At 65.8% G+C, this 20805-nt stretch carries 20 protein-coding genes; 11 read left to right on the top strand and 9 right to left on the bottom strand.

The window, feature by feature from the left end; genetic code table 11:
- Nucleotides 1-63 precede the first annotated feature (63 nt).
- Genes ACQR1H_RS29305 through ACQR1H_RS29315 form a run of 3 tightly spaced genes read left to right on the top strand, consistent with a single transcriptional unit; the run spans nt 64 to nt 2451 of the window.
- The gene (locus tag ACQR1H_RS29305; RefSeq protein WP_315800310.1) at nt 64-882 is read left to right on the top strand and encodes an SDR family NAD(P)-dependent oxidoreductase; all 819 of its coding nucleotides are present in this window, start codon (nt 64-66) and stop codon (nt 880-882) included.
- 33 nt (nt 883-915) lie between these two features.
- Complete coding sequence (locus ACQR1H_RS29310; RefSeq protein ID WP_316236647.1) at nt 916-2229, top strand: SCP2 sterol-binding domain-containing protein; 1314 nt, start codon at nt 916-918, stop codon at nt 2227-2229.
- Between the two features lie 57 nt (nt 2230-2286).
- A complete protein-coding gene (locus ACQR1H_RS29315) occupies nt 2287-2451 on the top strand; it encodes a hypothetical protein (protein ID WP_434908584.1) in 165 nt (54 codons plus the stop codon).
- A gap of 101 nt (nt 2452-2552) precedes the next feature.
- Here the strand turns inward: ACQR1H_RS29315 and ACQR1H_RS29320 are convergent, their stop codons facing one another.
- The 5 genes from ACQR1H_RS29320 to ACQR1H_RS29340 all read right to left on the bottom strand — a co-directional run bounded on the left by ACQR1H_RS29320 (nt 2553) and on the right by ACQR1H_RS29340 (nt 9596).
- Nucleotides 2553-3323 (bottom strand): hypothetical protein, encoded by a 771-nt coding sequence (locus ACQR1H_RS29320; protein WP_434908585.1) that lies wholly within the window; start codon nt 3321-3323, stop codon nt 2553-2555.
- The gene (locus ACQR1H_RS29325; protein ID WP_434908586.1) at nt 3304-3936 is read right to left on the bottom strand and encodes a hypothetical protein; all 633 of its coding nucleotides are present in this window, start codon (nt 3934-3936) and stop codon (nt 3304-3306) included. The genes ACQR1H_RS29320 and ACQR1H_RS29325 overlap by 20 nt, the downstream gene beginning before the upstream one ends.
- A 1032-nt stretch (nt 3937-4968) precedes the next feature.
- Complete coding sequence (gene alr, locus ACQR1H_RS29330) at nt 4969-6153, bottom strand: alanine racemase (RefSeq protein ID WP_434908587.1); 1185 nt, start codon at nt 6151-6153, stop codon at nt 4969-4971.
- A gap of 45 nt (nt 6154-6198) precedes the next feature.
- On the bottom strand, nt 6199-7707 hold the full coding sequence (locus ACQR1H_RS29335; protein ID WP_434840004.1) for a replicative DNA helicase: 1509 nt from the start codon (nt 7705-7707) through the stop codon (nt 6199-6201).
- A 638-nt stretch (nt 7708-8345) separates the two neighbouring features.
- Nucleotides 8346-9596, bottom strand: a complete 1251-nt coding sequence (locus ACQR1H_RS29340; protein WP_434840005.1) for a class I SAM-dependent methyltransferase — start codon at nt 9594-9596, stop codon at nt 8346-8348.
- 428 nt (nt 9597-10024) lie between these two features.
- On the opposite strand from ACQR1H_RS29340, the gene ACQR1H_RS29345 reads away from it, so the two are divergent.
- Complete coding sequence (locus tag ACQR1H_RS29345; RefSeq protein WP_316180925.1) at nt 10025-10789, top strand: hypothetical protein; 765 nt, start codon at nt 10025-10027, stop codon at nt 10787-10789.
- A gap of 63 nt (nt 10790-10852) precedes the next feature.
- On the opposite strand, the gene rplI is transcribed toward ACQR1H_RS29345, so the two are convergent.
- From rplI to rpsF, 4 genes are all read right to left on the bottom strand, one after another.
- Nucleotides 10853-11446, bottom strand: a complete 594-nt coding sequence (rplI, locus tag ACQR1H_RS29350) for a 50S ribosomal protein L9 (RefSeq protein ID WP_315800304.1) — start codon at nt 11444-11446, stop codon at nt 10853-10855.
- Nucleotides 11447-11494: 48 nt separating this feature from the next.
- Nucleotides 11495-12445: a hypothetical protein gene (locus ACQR1H_RS29355; protein WP_434845860.1), complete on the bottom strand. Its 951-nt coding sequence runs from the start codon at nt 12443-12445 to the stop codon at nt 11495-11497.
- Between the two features lie 132 nt (nt 12446-12577).
- Nucleotides 12578-12817: a 30S ribosomal protein S18 gene (rpsR, locus tag ACQR1H_RS29360; RefSeq protein ID WP_008963441.1), complete on the bottom strand. Its 240-nt coding sequence runs from the start codon at nt 12815-12817 to the stop codon at nt 12578-12580.
- A gap of 5 nt (nt 12818-12822) precedes the next feature.
- On the bottom strand, nt 12823-13284 hold the full coding sequence (gene rpsF / locus ACQR1H_RS29365; protein ID WP_315800302.1) for a 30S ribosomal protein S6: 462 nt from the start codon (nt 13282-13284) through the stop codon (nt 12823-12825).
- A 371-nt stretch (nt 13285-13655) separates the two neighbouring features.
- Between rpsF and fabD the strand changes: the two genes are divergently transcribed.
- The 7 genes from fabD (at nt 13656) to gmk (ending at nt 20799) form a co-directional block, all read left to right on the top strand.
- Entirely contained in the window at nt 13656-14615 is a 960-nt protein-coding gene (gene fabD, locus ACQR1H_RS29370; protein ID WP_315800301.1) for an ACP S-malonyltransferase, read from the top strand.
- A 33-nt stretch (nt 14616-14648) separates the two neighbouring features.
- The gene (gene fabG / locus ACQR1H_RS29375; RefSeq protein ID WP_315800300.1) at nt 14649-15386 is read left to right on the top strand and encodes a 3-oxoacyl-[acyl-carrier-protein] reductase; all 738 of its coding nucleotides are present in this window, start codon (nt 14649-14651) and stop codon (nt 15384-15386) included.
- A gap of 436 nt (nt 15387-15822) precedes the next feature.
- Nucleotides 15823-16062 carry an acyl carrier protein gene (locus ACQR1H_RS29380; RefSeq protein WP_006610957.1) on the top strand — a complete coding sequence of 80 codons (240 nt, stop codon included), beginning with the start codon at nt 15823-15825 and terminating at the stop codon, nt 16060-16062.
- A gap of 220 nt (nt 16063-16282) precedes the next feature.
- A complete protein-coding gene (gene fabF, locus ACQR1H_RS29385; protein WP_315800299.1) occupies nt 16283-17548 on the top strand; it encodes a beta-ketoacyl-ACP synthase II in 1266 nt (421 codons plus the stop codon).
- Between the two features lie 295 nt (nt 17549-17843).
- Nucleotides 17844-19124, top strand: a complete 1281-nt coding sequence (gene mltG / locus ACQR1H_RS29390; RefSeq protein ID WP_316215640.1) for an endolytic transglycosylase MltG — start codon at nt 17844-17846, stop codon at nt 19122-19124.
- A gap of 124 nt (nt 19125-19248) precedes the next feature.
- Nucleotides 19249-20136, top strand: coding sequence for a YicC/YloC family endoribonuclease (locus ACQR1H_RS29395; RefSeq protein WP_315800446.1), 888 nt, complete (start codon nt 19249-19251; stop codon nt 20134-20136).
- A 3-nt stretch (nt 20137-20139) separates the two neighbouring features.
- Nucleotides 20140-20799 (top strand): guanylate kinase, encoded by a 660-nt coding sequence (gene gmk / locus ACQR1H_RS29400; RefSeq protein WP_316236640.1) that lies wholly within the window; start codon nt 20140-20142, stop codon nt 20797-20799.
- The last annotated feature ends 6 nt before the right edge of the window (nt 20800-20805 follow it).

Below are 20805 nucleotides of genomic sequence, written 5' to 3' on the forward strand. Positions count from 1 at the left end.
ATTTAGCGGTCGTTCGACATCTTTGCAATTAGAGTTCGATCGAAATCTAAATAGGAGCTGACCATGACCAGCCCATCCCTGCGTCCCCTGACCGAGGCCGAGCGCCTCCGCCGGGCCTATGGCACCTATGCGGTCGTGACCGGCGCCTCCGATGGGATCGGCCGCGCGGTGGCTATGCGGCTGGCGGAGGCCGGCTTCGGCCTCGTACTGGTCGCGCGGCGCCGCGCCGTGCTGGAGGCGCTCGCCGCTGAGCTCGAACCGCGCACGCCCATCCGCCCGGTCGTGATCACAGCCGATCTCTCGGTGCCGGACGATGTCGACCGGATCGCGCAAGAGACCGCTGATATCGATGTCGGCCTGCTGGTCGCGGCCGCCGGCTTCGGCACTTCGGGGCCGTTCGTCGACGGCGATCTCGCAGCCGAGCTGAACATGATCGACGTCAATTGCCGCGCGCTGGCGCAGCTCACGCATCTGTTCGGGCGCCGCTTCGCCGCGCGCCGGCGCGGCGGCATCGTGCTGATGAGCTCGCTCGTCGCCTTCCAGGGCGTGGCGCGCGTCGCCAACTACGCGGCGACCAAGGCCTTCGTGCAGAGTCTCGCCGAAGGTCTCGCGCCGGAGCTCAAGCCGTTCGGCGTCGACGTGCTGGCCTCGGCGCCGGGGCCGGTGATGAGCGGCTTCGGCCAGCGCGCCCACATGACGATCCGCAGCGGCCAGACACCGGACGAGGTCGCCGTCGGCACGCTCAACATGCTCGGACGTCGCACCACGGTGCGGCCCGGCTTCCTCGCCAAGGCCCTGGAGGCGAGCCTGATGCTGCTGCCGCGCTCGGCCCGTGCCGCGATGCTGGCACGCGTGATGGCCGGCATGACGCAGGCGGCGTGAGCCGATCCTTCCCGAAGCCCGGAGTGCGCTGCCATGATGACCGACACGCCGTCCCCCGTCGCCGTCCCATCGCCTCCGCCGTCGCGGCTTTCGGCATCGGAACTGCTCGATCTTGCGCGCACCTGCGGCGCCGATGATTGCGGCCTTGCCTCGATCGACGATCCCAGCCTTGCCGAGGATCGGCCGCATATTCTCGCAGCCTTTCCCAAGACGCGCACGCTCTTGGTGCTGGTCGGACGGATGCATCGCGAGCCGGTCCGCTCGCCGGCGCGCTCGGTCGCCAATCTCGAATTTCACCGTTCGGGCGACCACATCGACGAGGTCGCGCGCGGCATCGTCCGCGTGCTGGAGGATCGCGGCATCCGCGCGCTCAATCCGGCGATGGCGTTTCCGATGGAGATGGACCGTTTTCCGGAGCGCGGCTGGATCGTGTCGCACAAGCGCGCCGCCGAGGCCGCCGGGCTCGGCCGCATGGGTATCCATCGCAGCGTCATCCATCCGCGCTTCGGCAGCTTCATCCTGCTCGGCACGGTGTTGATCGCTGCCGAGGTCGATGCGGTCGCTGCTCCGCTCGACCACAATCCATGCCTCGAATGCAAGCTGTGCGTCGCCGCCTGTCCGGTCGGGGCGATCAAGCCCGACGGAGCCTTCGACTTCTCCGCCTGCCTCACCCACAATTATCAGCAATTCATGGGCGGCTTCGTCAACTTCGTCGAGGACATCGCCGAGTCGCGCTCGGCCAACGATCTCCGCAGCCGCGTGAGCTACGCCGAGACGGTGACGCGCTGGCAGAGCCTGTCCTACGGGCCGAACTACAACGCCGCCTATTGCCTCGCCGTCTGCCCCGCCGGCCACGACGTCATCGGCCCCTATCTCGCCGACCGCAAGCAGCACGTCGCAGACGTGCTGGAGCCGCTGACGCGCAGGACCGAGCCGGTCTATGTCGTGCCCGGCAGCGACGCCGCCGACTACGTCGCGCGGCGCTTTCAGCACAAGACGATCCGCTTCGTGCGGGCGAGCGTCCGTGCGACCTCGATCCGCGGCTTCCTCGACGGCATGCGGCTGACCTTCCAGCCCGGCAAATCCAAGGGCCTGACGGCGATCTATCACTTCACCTTCACCGGCCAAGAGACGGCCGAAGCCACCGTCACCATCCGCGACCGCCGGCTGACCGTGCAGCCGGGCCATGTCGGCAAGGCCGACCTCCGCATCACCGCCGACGCCAAGGCGTGGCTGCGCTTCCTCGCCAAGGAGATCTCGGTCGCACGCCTGGTCCTCACCCGCTCGCTGCGGCTGAAAGGCCCGGTCCGCCTGATGGCGGCGTTCGGCAAGTGCTTTCCATCGTAGCGTCAACCGGGACTCGGGCCCTTGGCGCGGAGAGTTTTATGCACTGTCACCGAATTTGTGACTCTACCGGCTTGCCCGGGCGACTACTACGGTCCACTGGCGATGTTCGCGGGCCTGGACATGCCGGCCTCCAGCGTCTTGACACAGCAGCGCCTGGGCTGGACGCCCGAGGGCATCGGCCTGATCGCCGACATCGGCCAGCCGGAACACTTCAAGGCGTGAGCGCCGGCCGCGACCGTGAGTGCGCGCGGTCGCGCGCCGCCAAGCTGGTTGCGGTTGCCGGTACCCACTAGGTCCACCATCGTGAACATCAGAAATTAAAATCAGGTCAGGGCCAGCACGACGTTGTTGACCAGATCGGTGACGACATCGTCCGCCTGCGACTGCACCACGACCATCGTGGACGGGTGGGCGGCGGTATTCCGCTTGCCCAGCTTTTCCTTCAGCGTCCGGACGAGATTGTCATTGAGAAGGTTTGCGTTCTTGCACAGCTCGATGATCTCGAACTCCTTCATCTCGTCGGCGAAGTCGTCGTAGCGGTTGATGACGATGGCAGCCTTCTTCGGCGTCTTCTGGAATTTCACCGGGATCGCCGCATTGAACGCAGCCAAGCGCGTCGCGTCCTTGAAAATCCAGTTCAAGAGGTGGTCAAACGCCAGATTCCAGGTCATCACGATGCAGGCGCGGTAGGCGCGCACGCGGTAGCAATCGATGGCCTCGCGGAGAAACACCTTCTCGGCTATGTCCGGCACCTTGTCCGGCAGGTCGGTCAGCAGCTTGCTCACGGCCTGAATGGTGGGGTGGATGCCGTACTTCGCATCGAGGTCGGTCCGGGCTTCACGCGTGAGGTTATAGGCGTCTCCTTTACGGAGCGCCTTCGCCGGTTTCGTCTCCGTCATGCGCGTCAGATACATCGCGATGTTCGGCACGGGCAGGTGAAGCTGCTCGTAGCAACCGCGGATATCGCCAGTCTTGAACGTCGCCAGCTTCTGGTGAGTGTGAAGCCACCAGGCGAAGAGTCTGATCCTCTCGCCTGGTGCCATTCCGTCGAAGCCGGTAACCTGGCTGGCGAGGTCACTCAGCTCCATTGGCAAGCTTCTTCACATAGTCGAGACCGATATGGTTGATCTCGTACTGGCCCCGGGCCGGCGTCGTAAAGAACTTTCGGGCCTTCAACTCGCGCAACGGCTGACCGAAATCGTTATGCGCGGTCGACCAGCCAATCGACCGGAAGCAGGTGTAGATATGCCCATCGGTCACGATCGGCGTGTTGCGGCACTCGTGTAGCCACGCGGCAGCGATCAGGTACTTCTTGTGCAAGCTATCGTTCTTCTTGCCAGCGGCAAAGTCGGCGAAGGAGACCGGCTCGTTCATCTCGATCGGTACGATGTCGGGCGCCTTCGGTGCCTTGCGCGCTGCCTTTGGCTTGGCAGGCGCCGACGCAGCCTCCGCGGCGTCCTCCGCCTCGAGGTGATCGAACAAGCCGGGCTCGTCGTCCTGCACGGTCTCAGAGGGTTGATGCGTGATGGTCTTGGCGGCTGCGGAGCCGTTGGCCGCGCGCGGCGCCTGGATGACAGTCGGGGTCTTCAAGGCATTCTGAAGCACCTGAGCCAGCGAATTGAAATCGCCATCCGGCACCTCAGCATCGAACACGACCAGGCGCACGCGCGCCGGGCCTCCTGACTTCACGGTAGAGGTCTTTGCCATTGTCCTGTTTCCGAATTAAAGGGGCGAATCACCCCTGGTTACATTGTGGGCATGTATCTGCTGGTTGTGGATCCCACACAAGCGAATCGTGCCGGTTTTGTTCCCTTTTCCACCATATGCGCACAACTCTACGGTTGATAACGCAAGATTTAGGGGGGGGCTTGGGCTCTTCGAAGCGGCATGACGGCCTTTTGGAACCGGCTCAGCATTCGGGCATGCAGACAATTCAACCTGTGGGACGTGGCGGTCGCCGCATTGGCGCCGGACGTCGCCGCGTTTCAGGTCGCTACGGCGAGCCACAGTATTCGCCATCTTCGACCACGTAGATGAGTGCGGGAGCGCGCAGCATCTTGCCGGATCCAGCCGCTTGTCGGTTTGAAGTGGGGAAGGCCGGTGATCGGTTTGTCGGCCGAAGTATCCAACGGTCGCCCTCAAAACTACTGCGCCAAAACGGGAAGTTCTCCTGCAATCTCAACGCGACTCACCCTGTCCAGTCCTTCCGCGAAAAATATTGTACTTCCGTTTATCAGAAAATTGTGGTTCACTCCCTCCGTCCCGCCTCGACACGAGGGGCGTATCGCGATCGTCATGACACGCGGGGTGGGATGTGGTGGGCGCTTCGGGTCGCAGCATGGCTTGACGTCGTGCGGACGAACGACACGGGGCGCACGTCGAAAACGTATGGTCCTGGCATCTCGACGCTGATGCTACGCTGGCGGTGATGATCCGCCGGTCACGGGGGCAAGACAGCCGATCCCCGGGGAGAGTACGCATAAGGCGTAAAGCCATCGCGCGGGGAATGCCGGTTGACCGGCTGAACCTGTGGTGACTGCCGCCTGCTTTTTTTCTGCAGGCGGGCCATGGGTGAGGCCTTCACCCGGCATTCCCTGCGCCCTCGTCTTTCGAAGAGGGTCAAAACGAGATGCAAGCCTCGGGCGTGACATGCCGCGAGAACGATGGCTCATGTCAGCTCGCAATGACGATGTGGCAGCGGCGGTGTGCACATCAGACAGAGAGCGTTGCTGCGCGCGATCAGCTCTCCGCGGCCGCCGCGCCACCCTTGTAGATCCGGTGATAGCGCCGGCCGAGATTGGTCAGGACCTCGTAGCCGATGGTGCCGAAATGATGCGCCAGCTCGTCGACGGTGATGCCCTCACCGAGCAGGGTGGCGAAGTGGCCGCGGCGGGCGGCCTTCGGCGGCAGGTCGGTGACGTCGACCGCGATCAGGTCCATCGAGATGCGCCCCGCGATCGGGCAGCGCTGGCCGGCGATGATGACGTCGGCGCCGCGGGTGCCGTCATTCGAAGAGGCAGCGCGGAAGTAGCCGTCGGCATAGCCGGCCGAGAGGATCGCAAGCTTGGTCGGCCGGCGCGCGCTCCAGGTGCCGCCATAGCCGACCGTGTCGCCGCGCGCGAGGTCGCGCAGCTGCACAATGCGGGCCTTGATCTCGGCGACCGGCTGCATCGGGTTGTCGGCCTCCGGCGTCGGGTTGACGCCATAGAGTGCCGCGCCGGGGCGCACCATGTCGAACTGGAAAGAGGCGCCGAGGAAGATGCCGGAGGAGGCGGCAAGCGCGGCGGGTACGCCGGTGAAGACGCCGGCGACCTCGCGGAACGCCGCGAGCTGGCGCGCGTTCGACGGGCTGTTGATCTGCTCGGCGGAGGCGAGATGGCTCATCACCAAGGTGATGCCATGGTCGCCGCTCTGGATGCGCGGGATCATGCTCTGCGCATCGATCAGGCTGAGGCCGAGCCGGTTCATGCCGGTGTCGACATGGATGGCCGCGCCACCCTTCCAGCCGGTGCGGCGGCAGAACATGTCCCATTCCGCGAGCTCGTTGAGATCGCCGATGACGGGGCGGCAGTTGATGGCGGCGTAGTCGTCGCCGGTGTTCTGGAAGAACCCGTCGAGCACGTAGAGCGCGGCCGAGTCGGGCAGGGCGGCGCGGGCGGTTTTGGCCTCGGCGAGGGTTGCGACGAAGAAGGTCTTGCAGCCCGCGGCCGCGAGCGTGCGCGCCACCTGGGGAATGCCGCAGCCATAGGCGTCGGCCTTGATCACGCCGGCGCATTCGGCCGGCACCGCGGTCTTTTCCAGCTTGCGCCAATTGGCGGCGAGAGCGTCGAGATCGATGGTCAGCACGCCGGTGGCGCTGGCCGGGACAGCGTCATCGACCGCCGAGACAGGCTGTTCGGCGGGTTTCTGTTCGGGAACACTCATGGGGCGCTTTTACGCGCCACGGCGTCACGGTTCAACCGCGTCAGGTCAATAGTCGTGATGCTGCGGCGGCAGACCGTCATGCGCGAGATCGCCGAACCGGGTGACCGAGGCGTCGAAGTGCAATTCGACCGTGCCGGTCGGACCGTGGCGCTGCTTGCCGATGATCACCTCAGCCTTGCCAAGCGCCAGATCCATTTCCATCTGCCACTTCTGGTGCTCCTCGGTGCCGGGGCGCGGCTCCTTGGCGGCGAGGTAGTACTCGCCGCGATACACAAACAGCACCACGTCGGCGTCCTGCTCGATCGAGCCGGATTCACGCAGGTCCGACAGTTGCGGCCGCTTGTCCTCGCGGTTCTCGACCTGGCGCGACAGCTGCGACAGCGCGATGATGGGAACACTGAGCTCCTTGGCCAGCGCCTTCAGGCTGGTGGTGATCTCGGTGATTTCCTGGACGCGGTTGTCGTTGCCGCGCTTGCCCGAGCCCGACAGCAGCTGGATGTAGTCGATCACCAGGAGGTCGAGGCCCTTCTGCCGCTTGAGGCGGCGGGCGCGCGCCATCACCTGCGCGATCGAGATGCCGCCGGTTTCGTCGACATAGAACGGCAGCGACTGCAGCTCGATCGAGCACTCGCGCAGCTTCTCGAAATCGGCCTCGGTGATGCCGCCGCGGCGGATGTGGCTCGAGGGAATGCCGGAGCGCTCGGCGATGATACGGGTGGCGAGCTGCTCGCCGCTCATTTCGCACGAGAAGAACCCGACCACGCCGCCCTGGGCGGCGCGATAGGTGCCATCCGGCTGCAATTCCGGAACATAGGCCTGGGCGACGTTGTAGGCGATGTTGGTCGCGAGCGAGGTCTTGCCCATGCCGGGACGGCCGGCGAGGATGATCAAGTCCGAGTGCTGCAGGCCGCCCATCTTGGCGTCGAGATCGCGCAGGCCGGTGGAGATGCCGGACAGCTTGCCGTCGCGCTGAAACGCCTTGGCGGCCATGTCGAGCGCGGTCGTCAGCGCCTGCGAGAATTTCTGGAACCCGCCGTCGTAGCGGCCGGACTCGGCCAGCTCGTACAGCCTTCGCTCGGCGTCCTCGATCTGGTTGCGCGGCGCGAAGTCGACCGGCGCGTCATAGGCGACGTTGACCATGTCCTCGCCGATGCCGATCAGGTCGCGGCGCAACGAAAGGTCGTAGATGGTGCGGCCATAGTCCTGGGCGTTGATGATCGTGGTCGCCTCGGCCGCGAGCCGCGCCAGATATTGCCCGACCGTCATGCCGCCGATGTCAACGTCGGCCGGCAGGAATGTCTTCAGGGTCACGGGCGTCGCGATCTTGCCCATGCGGATCAGGCTCGACGCGGTCTCGAAGATCGTCTGATGCAGCGGCTCGAAGAAATGCTTCGGCTCCAGGAAGTCAGACACGCGATAGAACGCGTCGTTGTTGACCAGGATCGCGCCGAGCAGACCCTGTTCCGCCTCGATGTTGTGAGGAGCGCTGCGATAGGCCGGCGTCGCTGCGTCAGCCGGCGCCAGCTTGTGAACGTTCGAATCGGTGAGTGCCATGACCGCGTGTTTAGCAGCTTTGAAGGGGAGGGGATAAAGCGCCAGTCGCGCGCGAAGCGGAAGCGAAAGCTGAGCGCAATTCACCGTCTGGTAAATCTGGTGGATGAATCCGGACTCGCCAGATGCCGTGCTTGACGGAACCGACAGGACTCAAGGCCGCGCGAGCGCGAGCGACATGCCGGTGCACTCAACCGGCGCGATCGTTCGACATGTCCGCGAGGCGGGAACGAGAGTCGGTACGGCAGGGCGTGCGAGGGCCGCGCGTGGATCCGCGCCCGGCGTCAGACCAGCAGCAGATAGAGGAGGGCGATCAGGGATGCCCCTACGCCCGCGGCGATCAGCGCGTAGTCGGTGCTGAAGTCGGTCTGGGGTTCCAACATGGCTCTGGCGGTGCTCTGGGACACGCCGGGACACTACGGCCGGGCTTACCCGGGGTCTGTGAGCCAGTTCACAGACCGCACGATTTGTTTGAAAATTTGAGTCGGATGGGCATGATCTCACGCTTGGGACGCGATCCGTTATCTACGCATCTCAAGATTGAAGTCGGGCCCGCGGCGCGGCCGCGCGAATCCGGGCGTCCGTCTCTGCAGGACCATTGCACTGACGCCGCCTTCCGCCTTCGTCGCGGGCCGCGCGCGCTACTCACCCGCCATCTGCAGCGCCGGGCGGCTGCCGCGCTCGCGCGCCCGCAGCCGCGTCTCCTCGCGGTGGACGTAGTCACGCGTCATCGGCACGACGCCCTGGCGCTTCGTCAGCTGGATCTGGACATTCATCAGGTTCTGCTTGCGGAACCCCATTTCCGCGGCCGCCAGGTAGAACTCCCACATCCGCGCGAAGCGCTCGTCATAGAGCTGCACGGCCTCGTCGCGCCGGGCCATGAAGCGTTCGCGCCACGCCTTCAGGGTCTCCGCGTAGTGCAGGCGCAGGATCTCGATGTCGCAGACGAGGAGCCCGGCGCGCTCGATCGCCGGCAGAACCTCCGAGAGGGCTGGGACGTAGCCGCCGGGGAAGATGTATTTGGCGATCCAGGGGTTGGTCGCATCAGGGCCCTCGGAGCGTCCGATCGAATGCAGCAGCATGACGCCGTCGTCCGCGAGCAGCTCGGCGCAGCGGCGAAAGAAGGTGTCGTAGAAGGCGACCCCGACATGCTCGAACATGCCGACCGAGACGATGCGCTCGAACGTACCTGGCACGTCGCGGTAATCCTGCAGCAGGAAGCGGGCGGCATGGGACAGGTGCCGTTCGGCCGCGCGGGCCTCGGCGACCTGCAACTGCTCGGCCGACAAGGTCACGCCGGTGACGTCGGCATCACACATCTCAGCCAGGTAGAGTCCGAGCCCGCCCCAGCCGCAGCCGATGTCGAGGATGCGATGGCGGCGGCGGATCAGCAGCTTGGCCGCCAGATGACGTTTCTTGGCGAGCTGGGCATCGTCCAGCGTCGCATCCGGCTTCTCGAAATAGGCGCAGGAATATTGCCGGTCGGCATCGAGGAACAGCGAATACAGCCGCCCGTCGAGATCGTAATGATGGGCGACGTTGCGGCGCGCGCGTGCCCGGATGTTGAGCTGGTGCAGGTGCCGGACGAGGTAGCGCAGCCACCATTGCGTCTTGGCCCAGTCGGGCACCGCGGCCGGCTGGCTCATCACGATCGACAGCAGATCCGCGATCGATCCTCGTTCGACGACGAACGAGCCGTCCATATAGACCTCGCCGAGCGCGAGCTCGGGATTGGCCAGAATCCGGCGCTCGGCTTCACGAGTCAGAAATCGTGCCGCCACGGGGACACCGGTTCCATCCCCGCAGCTGAACGACGTGCCGCTGGCCGTCGTAAAGCTGATCGACCCACGGCAAATGAAGCCACTCAACAGACTTCGCAGCAAACGGTCCATCCACACCACCCAACGAGCTATTCCCGTGAGTTGCTGACTTTCCCGGCCGTCGCACTCGACGCGTTGAGAACCGATTGGTTCCCAATCATCACGTTGTTATGTTACCCAGCGGGCACACGCCGATGCCACTGCCATGAACACAAAGCCGATATTCAGAACGGTCATTGTCATTGATCGATGGACATCTCGGCGCAGGAACATCTGTGCGCTTTCATTCGCTCCGCAATCCGTTAAAAAGGCCGCGGCCGCCGGCCTTTTGGCCGGTGTCCGGCATCTGACCGCCGGACGAGGTCTGAAGGGATCGCCGTCGACGGCGTGGAGCGACCGCAATGTCCGCTGTCACGTTCGGCTGATAGCGAGAGGAAACACGGCAGCGGATGTCGCGCGGGGCGGCGCCGTGTGGGCGAAACCATAGCTGGAGAATGAGAATGGTGGGCCGAGCGCTCAATTTGGCGGCGGTGGTGGCGGTGTTCTGCATGGGCTTTGCGGGGGCCGCCGTTGCGCAGGAAAATCTCGATGCGGGCAAGAGTCCTGCGCAGATCTTCAACGGGACCTGCGTGGTCTGCCACAAGTCGCCGCGCGGTCTGGCCAAGAACACCTCGGCCGGCTCGCTGCCCGGGTTTCTGCGCCAGCATTACACGACGAGCCCCGAGATGGCCGGCGTGCTCGCCAATTACCTGATTGCGAACGGCGCCGCTGATGCGCGATCCACGGGCCATTCCGGCAAGGAGACGCGGTCCGAGCGTCGCGCCCGGTCGGCCACCACCGAGCCGTCCGAGGCGAAGCCGGCCACCGCTGACGATGCGGCCGAGCCGCGCCGTCGGGGTCATCATTCCAGGCGCTCCGCGCCGGCCGAGGCCAAGCCCGATGCGGCAGCGGAGCCCGCGGCTGCACCGGCCGACGGCGAGGGCAGTGCGCCCGCAAAGAAGGGCCGGCTCGGCAAGCGCAAGAAGCCGGCCCAGGAGGGCGCGGCCGCGGATGAGACGCGCAGCGAGCCGACCGGTGCGACCCAGCCGTCACCGTCGCGCGAGGACAGCGCCGCCGGCTCCGAGCCGCCGCGGGTTGAGCCGGCAAGATCGAGCGACGCCGCCCCGGCGCTGCGCGCCGATCCGGTCCCGCCGGTGACGCCGGCGCCGGCCACGACCCAGTCGGTGCCGTCGGATCCCTCGGTTCCGTCCTCGCCCTCGCGGTGAGACGGCAATGAAAAAGCCCGGCTCGTTGAGCCGGGCTTTTCCGCAAATGGGCTAGCGCGGCGCTTACTGCTGCGCAGGCTCGCCGGCAGCGCCCTCGTCCTGGGCCTCCGGATCGAAGAACTCGCCGGCGGCCGCGATCGCTTCGGCGGCGGCGTCGCGGTCCTCCTGGCGGGTCGAGATGTCCTCGCCGCGCTTGATGCGCTCGGCCTCGTCGGCGCTGCGGGCGACCGTCACGGTCACCGAGGTCTCGACCTCCGGATGGATCGCGATGGTGATCGTCTGCTTGCCGATCGTCTTGATCGGGGCGTCGAGCCAGACCTGCGGCCGGCTGACGGTGATGCCGTCGGCGGCGAGGGCGGCGACGATGTCGCGCACCGAGACCGAGCCGAACAGCTGGCCGGATTCGGAGGCCTGGCGGATGATGACGATGTCGCGGCCGTCGATCTTCTCGGCGACCTTGGACGCCTCGCCCTTGGCCTTGATGTTGTTGGCCTCGAGCTCGGCCTTCATGCCCTCATACTTGGCCTTGTTCTCGGCGGTGGCCCGCAGCGCCTTCTTGCGCTTGAGCAGGAAGTTGCGGGCGAACCCGTCCTTGACCTTCACGATCTCGCCCATCTGGCCGAGCTTGGCGACACGTTCCAGCAGAATGACTTCCATCGATGTTCTCCTTTAAGATGTTCGAAGCGGTTGGTTGAGGTGAAGCTTCTACGGCACCGGCAACGGCGGCGGCTGCCGCGGGCCGAAGCGGTGGCGGAGGTCGAAGGCGGCGTCGGCGAGGCCGAGGACGATCATCGCCAGCATCGGGATCGGCCAGATGAAGGTCAGCATCAGCGCGTAGGCGAGGCCGAGCCAGAGCGGCCGGGTGCGCAGCGGCAGGGTCAGCGTATGCAGGACCGCGAAGCCAGTGAGCGCATAGGCGGTCAGCAGCGCTGCGGCGGCGATTCGCGCGAGCATGCCGATCAGCCCGCCCGGGAAGCAGAAGGCGATGATCGCAAACAGCGCCGGCAGCGTCATCAGCGGCAGCTTGGTGTCGCGCAGGCGTGGCCATGGGCGCATCAGCCGGCCGGAGATCGCCGTGATCTTTGCAGCCGCCAGGACGTTGAGCGACAGGATCGTGGTCATGATCACTGCGGCCATGGGCGGCGCCATGAAGACCAGGAGCTCGACCAGCCGGGGAATGTCGACCGCGTCGGTCGACGCGACGGTATTGCCGAGCACGCGCGACAGCAGCCGCCTGAGACCCTGATTGGTGGCCGTCATGTCGGTGCCGAAGGAGAATGCGGCAATCAGCGCGGCGATCACCGCGATCCACAGCAGGATGTTGCCGGGCGGATACCATTCGATGCCATCCTGGCCGGATGGGCTGGTCGTCGGCCGGCCGAGCAGGACGAGGTGGCCGAGCCACCAGGCCGGCAGCGTCACCGAGACGGCAAAGGCGAGCGCGCGATCGAAGCCGAAGATGGCCAGCACGCAAGCGGTTGCCACGAGACCGCCGATGACAGCGCAAAGCCGGCCCCAGGCGATTGCGGCGACCAGCAGCGGCACGGGCGCGAGCAGCGCAAGCACGAGCGCCGTCATTACGCCCGACGCCGTCGAGGCGAACATGACGGCGGAGGCAGCGCCTGCTGCGAGCGCGATGAGAAGCGTTCCGATCATCAGCTGTCCCGCTCCCTTCGAGCGGTTAGAGGCGCCTTCGCCCCAACCATCGGCGACCGGACGACCCGGAAGCCTTATGAGAATTCAACGGAAGGAGCCGGCGGCGCGGGGCCGCCGGTCCGAGGTCCGCAATCAGCGGATGACGTAGGGCAGCAGGCCGAGGAAGCGGGCGCGCTTGATGGCGCGCGCGAGCTCGCGCTGCTTCTTGGCGGACACGGCGGTGATGCGGCTCGGCACGATCTTGCCGCGCTCGGACACGTAGCGCATCAGCAGCTTGGAGTCCTTGTAATCGATCTTCGGCGCGTTCGGCCCGGAGAACGGGCAGGTCTTGCGGCGGCGGAAGAACGGGCGACGTGCGGGGGCTTCAGCCATTGATCTTACTCCTCGTCCGTCGTTTCTTCGTCACGGGGCCGGCGCGGGCCACGATCGCCACGGTCTCCGCGATCGCCACGGAAGCCGCCGCCATCGCGCTCACCACGGAAGCCACCGCCGCGGTCGTCGCGCTCACGGTCGCGATCGGCCTTGCGCATCATCGCCGACGGGCCTTCCTCGAGCTCCTCGACGCGGACGCTGAGGTAGCGGATCACGTCCTCGCTGATCCGCTCCTGGCGCTCGATCTCGGCGATCGCCGCGGACGGCGCGTCGATGTTGAGCAGCACGAAGTGCGCCTTGCGATTCTTGTTCATGCGGTAGGTGAGGGAGCGAACGCCCCAATTCTCGGTCTTCGTGACCTTACCGCCGAGACCCTCGACGATACCGGTCATCTGAGCCGTCAGTTCTTCCACCTGCTGGGTGCTCGCGTCCTGACGCGCGAGGAAAACATGCTCGTAAAGCGGCATGGCTGTCCTTTCCAAGTTGGCGCAAATCCCGGCGTCAAGCCCTTCGAGCCCTTGTGGAAAGGACTCGCAGACGTCAGCTCAGAAGGCGGGAACACGGGACGACGGGCCGACTGGCCCTGCCACATCAAATCGCCTGGACAGCTTGGAGAGGGTACATCCCCAAGGTTGAGCAAGGTGAATTTGCTGGGACCGTCCGTTCAGCTCCCGGCTCGGGATCCACGGATGGCGGGCCTTATACCGATTTTCGGCGCCAAGGCAAGGGAAAGTGGTCGAAATGCGCCCGTCACGCGCTTGACATCCCGGCCTTTGCCAGTGTCTTTCCGGCCAAAGTTACTCAATTCCAGGGATTTTGGAACGTTCAGGGGGCGGCCATGACGGCAGCATTCACTTTTCCGGGGCAGGGGTCCCAGGCCGTCGGCATGGGCAAGGCGCTCGCGGACGCCTTCCCGGTGGCCCGCGCCGTGTTCGAGGAGGTCGACGCTGCCCTCGGCGAGAAGCTGACGACCATCATTTGGGAAGGTCCGGCCGAGACCCTGCAGCTGACCGAAAATGCCCAGCCCGCCCTGATGGCGGTGTCGATGGCGACCTTGCGGGTGCTGGAGGCCGAGGCGGGGTTCTCGGTCGGGCGGGACGCGGCCTTCGTCGCGGGTCACTCGCTGGGCGAATATTCGGCACTGGCGGCCGCCGGCAGCCTGACCATCGCCGACACCGCCCGCCTGCTGCGGACGCGCGGTCTCGCGATGCAGAAGGCCGTTCCGGTCGGCGTCGGCGCCATGGCCGCGCTGCTCGGGATGGATTACGAGGCAGCCGTGGCGGTCGCCGAAGAGGCGGCTCAGGGCGAGGTCTGCCAGGCCGCCAACGACAATGGCGGCGGTCAGGTGGTGGTGTCCGGCAACAAGGCCGCCGTCGATCGCGCCGTCGAGATCGCGCGCGCCAAGGGCGCCAAGCGCGCCATGCTGCTGCCGGTCTCCGCGCCGTTCCACTGCAAGCTGATGCAGCCGGCGGCCGACGTCATGGCGGAGGCGCTCTCCAAGGTCACCATCAAGGCGCCGGCCTCGCCGCTGGTCTCGAACGTGCTCGCGGCCCCGATCAGTGATCCCGACGAGATTCGCCGTCGCCTGGTCGAGCAGGTCACGGGTACGGTGCGCTGGCGCGAATCGATCGCCTACATGGCGAGCCAGGGCGTGACGCGCTTCCTGGAGATCGGCGCGGGCAAGGTGCTCAGCGGCCTGGTCAAGCGGATCGCGGATGGTGCAGTCGGTGTCGCCGTCGGCGGACCGGCGGACATTGCGGCCGCCAAGGATGCGCTGGCCGCGGTCAAAACGTCGTAGAGCGTCGCGTATAGCGGCATTGAGGAGAGTTTGATGTTCGATCTGAGTGGCAGGACCGCGCTGGTCACCGGCGCGACCGGCGGCATCGGCAATGCGATCGCCAAGGCCTTGCATTCCCAGGGAGCGACCGTGGCCGTTTCCGGCACCCGGCGCGAGGTGCTCGAGACCCTCGCGGGCGAGCTGGGCAGCCGTGTGCATGTGCTGCCTTGCAATCTGTCTGACGCGGCCGAGGTCGAGGCGCTGGTGCCGGCCGCCGAGCAGGCGATGGGGCAGGTCGACATTCTCGTCGCCAACGCCGGCATCACCCGCGACAACCTGTTCGTGCAGCTCCGCGACGAGGATTGGGACGAGGTAATCAAGGTCAACCTGACCGCGACATTCCGCCTCTCGCGTGCCGCCACCAAGCTGATGATGCGCAAGCGCTTCGGCCGCATCATCGCGATCACCTCGATCGTCGGCGTCACCGGCAATCCGGGGCAGGGCAATTACACGGCGTCCAAGGCCGGCATCATCGGCATGATCAAGACGCTCGGCGCCGAGTACGCCAAGCGCGGCGTGACCGCCAACTGCATCGCACCGGGCTTCATCAAGACACCGATGACCGACGCTCTGAACGAGAAGCAGCGCGAGTCGATCCTCGCCAAGGTGCCGGCGGCGCGGCTGGGCACGCCAGAGGACATTGCTGCAGCTGCGGTGTACCTCGCCTCCAACGAGGCGGCGTATGTCACGGGCCAGACCATCCACGTCAACGGCGGCATGGCGATGATCTAGGCCCTGCCGCGGCTCGGAATGCGGCGAAAAGACGTCGCGACCAGCATACCGGGCCGTGTGGTCAACGATTCGCGTGTATGGTAACCGGGCAGCTGATGGGGGCACGAAGAACGCCATTGCAGGATTTCCAAACCCTGTATATTGGCGGGGCGAGCTGCCATCGTTCGCCGGGCCTCCGTCGGCTGGCGCTGCTGATCCGGGTTCCTGTTTGAGCGCTCTGGATCGGAGGCGTACCGGCCTCATGGAGAGTGTGGATTGGAGTTTGTGAGTGGCCCCGTTTCCGAAGTTTTCGGACCGCAAGTCGTCCGCCAAATTTCGGTAAAGGGGCGCTGCGGGGCAAATCTGGTTTTGCGCGATCGCGAAGGAAGTTTAGCGGCCGGGGTGATGCGGATCATCCGGGGGTCGGGTCTTAAAGGAACAAGCACGAGGTTGAACGATGAGTGAGATTGGCGAGCGGGTTAAGAAGATCGTGGTCGAACACCTTGGTGTCGAGCCCGAGAAAGTGGTCGACAACGCGAGCTTCATTGACGACCTCGGTGCTGACAGCCTCGACACGGTCGAGCTCGTCATGGCCTTCGAGGAAGAGTTTGGTTGCGAGATTCCGGACGACGCCGCCGAGACGATCCTGACCGTCGGCGACGCCACCAAGTTCCTAGAGAAGAACGCCAAGAGCTGACGCTCCGGCGAAGTTGCGCGAAACCGGCCGATCCGTCTTGTGCGGTCGACCGGTTTCTTGCTGTTGGCGGCGTCGTGATGAGCCGTCATCTGGCGGCCGGCGACAGACGATTCGGTCGCGCTGCCTGGCCAGACCGTGTTACTCGAACAATTGACCCGAGATGCGGCGACGGCCGTCAGCCGATCCACAAGCGCTCAAAATCGGGTCTGGAGAAACGAACATGAGGCGGGTTGTCGTCACTGGCCTTGGCATGGTTTCGCCGCTTGGCTGTGGTGTGGAAACGACCTGGCAGCGCATCCTTCAGGGCAAGAGCGGTGCGCGCTTGATCGAGTCGTTCGAGGTCTCCGATCTTCCCGCCAAGGTGGCCTGTCAGGTGCCGCGCGGCGATGGCTCCGACGGCACCTTCAATGCCGACCAGTGGATGGAGCCCAAGGACCAGCGCAAGGTCGACGATTTCATCATTTTCGCGATGGCTGCGGCGCGTCAGGCGCTCGATGACGCCAACTGGCATCCCGCGACGGAAGAGGACCGCTGCGCCACCGGCACGCTGATCGGGTCCGGCATCGGTGGCCTCTCGGGCATTGCCGACACGGCGATCCTGCTGAAGGAGCGCGGTCCGCGCAAAGTGTCGCCCTTCTTCATTCCCGGACGTCTGATCAATCTCGCCTCGGGCTATGTCTCGATCGAGCACGGGCTCAAGGGCCCCAATCATTCGGTCGTCACCGCCTGCTCGACCGGCGCGCATGCGATCGGCGACGCCAGCCGCCTGATCGCGCTCGGCGATGCCGATGTCATGGTCGCCGGCGGCACCGAATCGCCGATTTGCCGAATCGGCATGGCCGGGTTCTGCGCGGCCCGCGCACTGTCGACCGGATTCAACGAGACGCCCGAGCGCGCGTCGCGTCCTTACGACAAGGACCGCGATGGCTTCGTGATGGGCGAGGGCGCCGGCGTGGTCGTGCTCGAGGAGTATGAGCACGCCAAGGCACGCGGCGCGCGGATCTACGCCGAGGTCTGCGGCTACGGACTGTCCGGCGACGCCTATCACATCACATCGCCATCGCCGGATGGCGACGGCGGCTTTCGCAGCATGAGTGCGGCGCTGAAGCGGGCCGGCATCACGGCCGCCGACCTCGACTACATCAACGCGCACGGCACCTCGACTCAAGTCGGCGACGAGATCGAACTCGGTGCGGTCGAGCGCCTGCTTGGTAATGCCGCTTCGAAGATCTCGATGTCGTCGACCAAATCGTCGATCGGCCATTTGCTCGGCGCGGCCGGCGCCGTCGAAGCCATCTTCAGCATTCTCGCGATTCGGGATAACATCGCGCCGCCGACGATCAATCTGGAGAATCCGTCGGTGGAAACCGCGATCGATCTCGTGCCGCATGCACCTCGCAAACGCGAGATCAACGTGGCGCTGTCGAACTCCTTTGGTTTCGGCGGCACCAACGCGTCGGTGGTTTTGCGGCGCGTGGTGACCTAGTGCGGAAGGACGGAATGCCGCTCGGGCCGATTGTCGCTTGGTCACGCGGATATCCGACTGCAGCCACACTAGAACCCAAGACTTCGCGTGTCTTTAACTTCGCGTGTCTTTCGCAGGTCGGCCTTCGGCGCCGATGCGGTAAGTGGATGCGCATGGCGGTGAGGCCCGGCGAAAACACCTTTTCGCCGTATTCGATGACGAGATGACGAATCGTTAAATTGGGCGTGGACTTCAGGTCGCTTGCGTTGGGGAGCGCACGGCCACGACGAGAGCGACAGGACTGAAGGTTGCATCGATGAGTGAACGGCCGCCCATCTCGCCCCGCAGCCCGCGCGCAGCGCTGGAGCCGGAACGCGTGCCGCCGCCGCCGCGCCGCTCCGACCGCGCCCGTAATCCGTTCGTGGTGGTCGGCAATGCGATCATCACCTTGCTCATCCTGGCCATGCTCGGCGTGGGCGCGGCCTACTATTATGGACGGCAGATCCTCGAAGCGGCAGGACCGCTGCAGGAGGACAAGGTCGTCAACATCCCGCAGCGCGCGGGCAAACGCGATATTGCCGACGTGCTCGCGCGTGAAGGTGTGATCGACGTCAATCCGTGGATCTTCATCGGTGGGGTCTATGCGCTGAAGGCCAGTTCCGACCTCAAGCCGGGCGAGTATGCGTTCCAGAAGAATGCATCGTTGCGCGACGTGATCGGCGTCATCGTCGAAGGCAAGGTCGTGCAGCATTCGGTGACCGTGCCCGAAGGCCTGACGTCAGAGCAGATCGTGGCGCGTCTGTCCGAGAACGAGATCTTCACCGGCAGCGTCCGCGAGATTCCGCGCGAAGGCACGTTGTTGCCGGAGACCTACAAGTTCCCGCGCGGGACCAGCCGCGATCAGGTCGTGCAGCGCATGCAGCAGGCGCAGAAGCGCGTGTTGGCCGAGATCTGGGAACGGCGTAGTCCGGATCTGCCGGTCAGGACGCCGGAGCAGCTGGTGACGCTGGCTTCGATCGTCGAGAAGGAGACCGGCAAGCCCGACGAGCGCAGCCGGGTGGCCGCAGTATTCGTCAACCGGCTGAAGCAGCGGATCAAGCTGCAGTCCGATCCGACCATCATCTATGGTCTGGTCGGCGGCAAGGGCACGCTGGGCCGTCCGATCAAGCGCAGCGAGATCACCCAACCGTCGCCCTACAACACCTATGTGATCGAGGGCCTGCCGCCGGGACCGATCTCGAATCCGGGACGCGCCTCGCTGGAGGCGACGGCCAATCCGGCGCGCACGCGCGATCTCTATTTCGTCGCCGACGGCACCGGCGGCCACGCGTTCACCGAGACCTACGACCTGCACCAGAAGAACGTCGCCAAGCTCAGGGCGATGGAGCGGCAGACCCAGAACGACACCGTCGAGCCCGACGAGGCGCCGCCGGCCGTTGCCGGCGGAGCGGTGGATCCGGCGGCCGGGGCAGCCGCGCCACGGGCGCCGGCCGGTGCGAAGAGGCCGCCCGCCAACCGCGCCAACGGCGGTGTTGCACCCGGCAACGGGGCGCGGCAGGGCGCTGCGCAGCCGACCCCGCCGGTCGTTCAGCAATAATTTCCCACGCATGTCGGCCGCGCAGAACCGGGCTTAACATTTGCCCAAAAGGCCGTAAGGTTCGCGCACTTTTGGCGGAGCGAGTCTGTCCCGCCATTCCCGATATGCCGGAGACATGGACGAAATGGCGCTGTCGAGCATGACCGGCTTTGCCCGTAGCCACGGGGCAAGCGGTCCCTACTCGTTCGAGTGGGAGTTGAAATCGGTCAATGCCAAGGGATTGGACGTCCGGGTGCGGCTGCCGCAGGGCTGGGACGAGGTCGAGGCCTTCGCCAAGAAGCGCGCCACCGAGGTGCTGTCGCGCGGCACCGTCTACGCCAATCTCACCGTCAAGCGCACCGAGACCGGGTCGACGGTACGAATCAACGAGGATGTGCTGGCGGCCGTCGTGAAGGTGGCGAGCCAGCTCGCGGGCCGGATCGACGCGGTCGCGCCCAGCATCGATGGGCTGCTGTCGATCAAGGGCGTGATCGAGGTGGCGGAGCCGGAGACCGACGAGGCCGAGGACAAGGCCGCCAAGGAGGCGGCGATCGCGGCGTTCGAGACCGCGCTGAAACATCTCGTGGAGATGCGTCGGCGTGAGGGCGACACGCTCGGACAGATCCTCAACCAGCGCGTCGACGAGATCGAGGCACTGGCGAAGAGGGCCGAAACATCGCCGGGCCGCAAGCCAGAGGCCATCAAGGCGCGACTCGCCGAGCAGGTCGCGGCCCTGCTCGACACGTCGGACCGCTTCGATCCTGACCGCCTGGCGCAGGAGGCGCTGCTGATCGCGGCCAAGGCCGACGTGCGCGAGGAACTCGATCGCATCGCCTCCCACATCGCGCAGGCGCGCGAGATGCTCGGCAAGGGCGGGCCCGTCGGCCGCCGGCTCGACTTCCTCGCCCAGGAATTCCATCGCGAGGTCAACACCACCTGCTCGAAGTCGAACGACATCGAGCTGACGAACATCGGCCTGGAGCTGAAGACCGTGGTCGAGCAGTTCCGCGAACAGGTTCAGAATCTGGAGTGATCCATGGCGGCTCACGACGGAAGCTTCGATGGGGTCGAGCGGCGCGGCCTGATGTTCGTGCTGTCATCGCCTTCGGGGGCGGGTAAGACGACGCTGTCGCGCCTGCTGATCGAGCGCATGTCGGGTCTGCGGATGTCGGTCTCGGCGACGACGCGCTCGATGCGGCCAGGTGAGGTCGACGGCCGCGACTATCACTTCGTCGACCGCGCGCGCTTCGAGCACATGGCCAAGCGCAACGAGCTGCTCGAATGGGCCACCGTGTTCGACAACCGCTATGGCACGCCGCGCGCGCCGGTCGAAGCGGCGTTGTCGGCGGGCCAGGACGTGCTGTTCGACATCGACTGGCAGGGCACGCAGCAACTGCGCGAGAAGGCGCGGCAGGACGTCGTCAGCGTGTTCATCCTGCCGCCGTCCGCCGCCGATCTGGAGAAGCGTCTCCACACCCGCGCGCAGGACTCCGATGAGGTCATCCGCGGGCGCATGAGCCGCGCCAGCCACGAGATGAGCCACTGGGCGGAGTACGACTACATCGTCATCAACCGCAACGTCGACGACGCGTTTGCCGAGGTGCAGTCGATCCTCAAGGCCGAGCGCCTGAAGCGCGAGCGCCGCACCGGCCTGACGACCTTCGTGCGCGAGTTGCAGCGCCAGCTCGAGGGCTGAAACGCC

Source organism: Bradyrhizobium sp. HKCCYLRH2015 (assembly GCF_051168215.1).
GTDB lineage: Bacteria > Pseudomonadota > Alphaproteobacteria > Rhizobiales > Xanthobacteraceae > Bradyrhizobium.